The organism is Rhizobium sp. SEMIA 4085, assembly GCF_013004495.1.
Lineage (GTDB): Bacteria > Pseudomonadota > Alphaproteobacteria > Rhizobiales > Rhizobiaceae > Rhizobium > Rhizobium gallicum.
This window is the reverse complement of record NZ_JABEPH010000595.1, coordinates 1-2,191: the sequence shown is the minus strand read 5'-3', so window position 1 is coordinate 2,191 and position 2,191 is coordinate 1. Positions and strand designations below refer to the sequence as shown.

4 protein-coding genes are annotated in these 2,191 nt (G+C 57.5%); all 4 read right to left on the bottom strand.

What is annotated here, in order from left to right; all coding sequences use genetic code 11:
• Positions 1-560 precede the first annotated feature (560 nt).
• Positions 561-1,049 carry a hypothetical protein gene (locus tag C9413_RS34055; protein ID WP_246703911.1) on the bottom strand — a complete coding sequence of 163 codons (489 nt, stop codon included), beginning with the start codon at positions 1,047-1,049 and terminating at the stop codon, positions 561-563.
• Entirely contained in the window at positions 983-1,420 is a 438-nt protein-coding gene (locus C9413_RS34050; RefSeq protein ID WP_246703910.1) for an MBL fold metallo-hydrolase, read from the bottom strand. Before C9413_RS34050 ends, C9413_RS34055 begins: the two co-directional genes overlap by 67 nt.
• Positions 1,392-1,895, bottom strand: a complete 504-nt coding sequence (locus tag C9413_RS31435) for a hypothetical protein (RefSeq protein ID WP_223844043.1) — start codon at positions 1,893-1,895, stop codon at positions 1,392-1,394. The genes C9413_RS34050 and C9413_RS31435 overlap by 29 nt, the downstream gene beginning before the upstream one ends.
• Positions 1,892-2,191, bottom strand: a 300-nt coding sequence (locus tag C9413_RS31430) for an aldo/keto reductase (protein ID WP_170251443.1), incomplete at its 5' end; no start/stop codon positions are given. The genes C9413_RS31435 and C9413_RS31430, both read right to left, overlap by 4 nt.

Sequence of the window (2,191 nt, the reverse complement as noted above, 5' to 3'; positions counted from 1 at the left end):
GTCCAGATCCACCACCCTCTGCGCGACCAACAGGTCCATAATGGCCTGCCTCCGATCATCTCTCTTCATATTCTAGTCCTCCGGCGCACTAATCCGATCCTTTAACATCAAGATCCGACGCTACACCTCACATGCAAACATCATTTTTCGTTAGTTTGTGTTGCTCTATTCGACAACGCCCCTGACGCTGCTGGCATGATGGGACACGTGAAGACGCATGATGGCGCGATTGCACCGCTCCATGCATGGCCGAAGGCGCTCATTTTCTAACGAAACAGGATGGGTTGGAGGTTCAAGCGCAAATGTCATCGCCATGGAGAATGGTCCCGCGCGTCAGCCGCGCACGGAAGATGGAGGCCTTGTCCTCCATGGCAAACATCGCGGACTACCGGGCCGTCATCAAAGCGGGAATATAGGGCTTCTTCACCGCGCAGATCACCGCTGCGGGCAAGGTGTTTGGAAAAGGCCGGAGTCGCTGACACCCGGCCTTTTCTCTGCTTATCGCCTTGGGAGGACGATTGTGAACGATGGAGCTTAGCGTTCGCGCTGCTTCAAATCGATCAAACTCTTGATACGTCTCCGTCGGCCACACAAATCTCCACGAGCATGAGCTGGCGAGCCGTCAGGCGCGACGGATAGATTTTTGACAGCTGCTCCTCGTGCATGGGAACAATTCGTCGTTCGTTCATACCAACGATTTTGAGCATCTCCTCGGCGGACTCGATCAGACGTGACTGGCTGCCATTGGCAAGGCCCGGCGGCACAAAGCAGGGATCGGTGGCGTCCTCACCCGTGAGGTTGCTGTAGGTGTAGATGCCGTCGCCGGACAGGATAAACTTGCCGTCTCCACCGCCGGTCTCCACCACCACATATTGCGATCCTGCGGTATGGGTGTCGAATGCCGGATAGACATGAACGCCTGGCACCAGGTTTTCCCGCTCTCCCTCCACCAGTTCCAGGCGGCCTTCGATGTTTGCCCGGGTCAGATATCCGCCGGATTCAGTCCGGCCTGCAATGAACGGAAGCGCCGACCCTTTGCCAGAATCCACATCCAGGATTCCAATTCTTTCTTCTGAATGAAAATCTTAGCATTTGGGAAGAACTTTAGGCCGCCAATGTGATCGAAGTGCGCGTGCGTGAGGATGACATGCGTGACGTCCTGGGGCCTGATCCCGCATTCCCCGAGAACGATTTCCGGAGGCGTCCAACCGGTAACGCCAATCGAATTGGCGATCTGGCCTCCGAAATCGGCGGCGTCGTGACCGGCATCAACCAGAACGACTGCATCTCCTGTCTTGATGAGAATGTATGCGAACGGCAGGTTCATCGTGCCCTGATTATGGGCGCCGTAAAAAACCCCGCTGACTGGGTGCACTGGGCTTCGAGAGTATTCAAGCACCCAGATCGAATGCGTTCCCATGGTCTTCCTCCCCATGTCCAAGGGACCCTCCACAGCATGCTGTCGTGTCGAAGGTCGACGTGCCTAAGATTGCGGCCGATCGTTTCAGCTCGATCGCCGCGTTTGAAAGCAACCCCAGCAGGGCCGCATTCGAAACCAAGACACCGCGCTGCAGGTGCTCCTCCGCCTCGACAAGCAGGCGATCTGCCCGTCCAAGATGGGAGAGTGCGTGGCCCTGCCCCGCGAGAACGGGTGAGCCCGCGAGCGAGTGACGGACGGATCGCTTTATCTCTGAGGCGCGATCGGCGAGTTCGCCCATCAAGAGGCGCATGCTCTTCTCCTTCAATGCCATATGCATGAAGGAATAGATCGCGAGGAGCTCGCCATATGTCCTGACGAGCGCCTCGAGGCATGCGCGTGCATCCGGCGATGGAACCGAGCCCACGAGCGCTTCACAGCGGAAGCCGCCGAAAACGGTGCCTCCGCTCGCCATCATCGTGCAGCCATCGGCAGCGGAGCATTCGACGGAAGAAGGTTCGCTTCAATCAAAGCGTCCCAAAATGCAGCGGGTATTGTCTCGTTGATCGCCTTGACGTTCTGATCGACTTCGGATGCGCTTTTTGCCCCCATGACCAGCGTCGCCACTGCCGGATGCGCATAGACGAATTGCATCGCCGCTGCAGGCAAGCTCACCGCATATCTCGAACAAATGCTCTCGATGGCGTTGACCTTTTCCACGACGGCCGCAGGAACCTTGCCGTAATCGTAAGTGGCCGCAGGACCGCTTATGCC

Excerpts from the sequence above, each read along its gene's own strand:
- C9413_RS34050 (WP_246703910.1), bottom strand. The coding sequence starts at position 1,420 with ATGGGAACGCATTCGATCTGGGTGCTTGAATACTCTCGAAGCCCAGTG.
- C9413_RS31435 (WP_223844043.1), bottom strand. The coding sequence starts at position 1,895 with ATGATGGCGAGCGGAGGCACCGTTTTCGGCGGCTTCCGCTGTGAAGCG.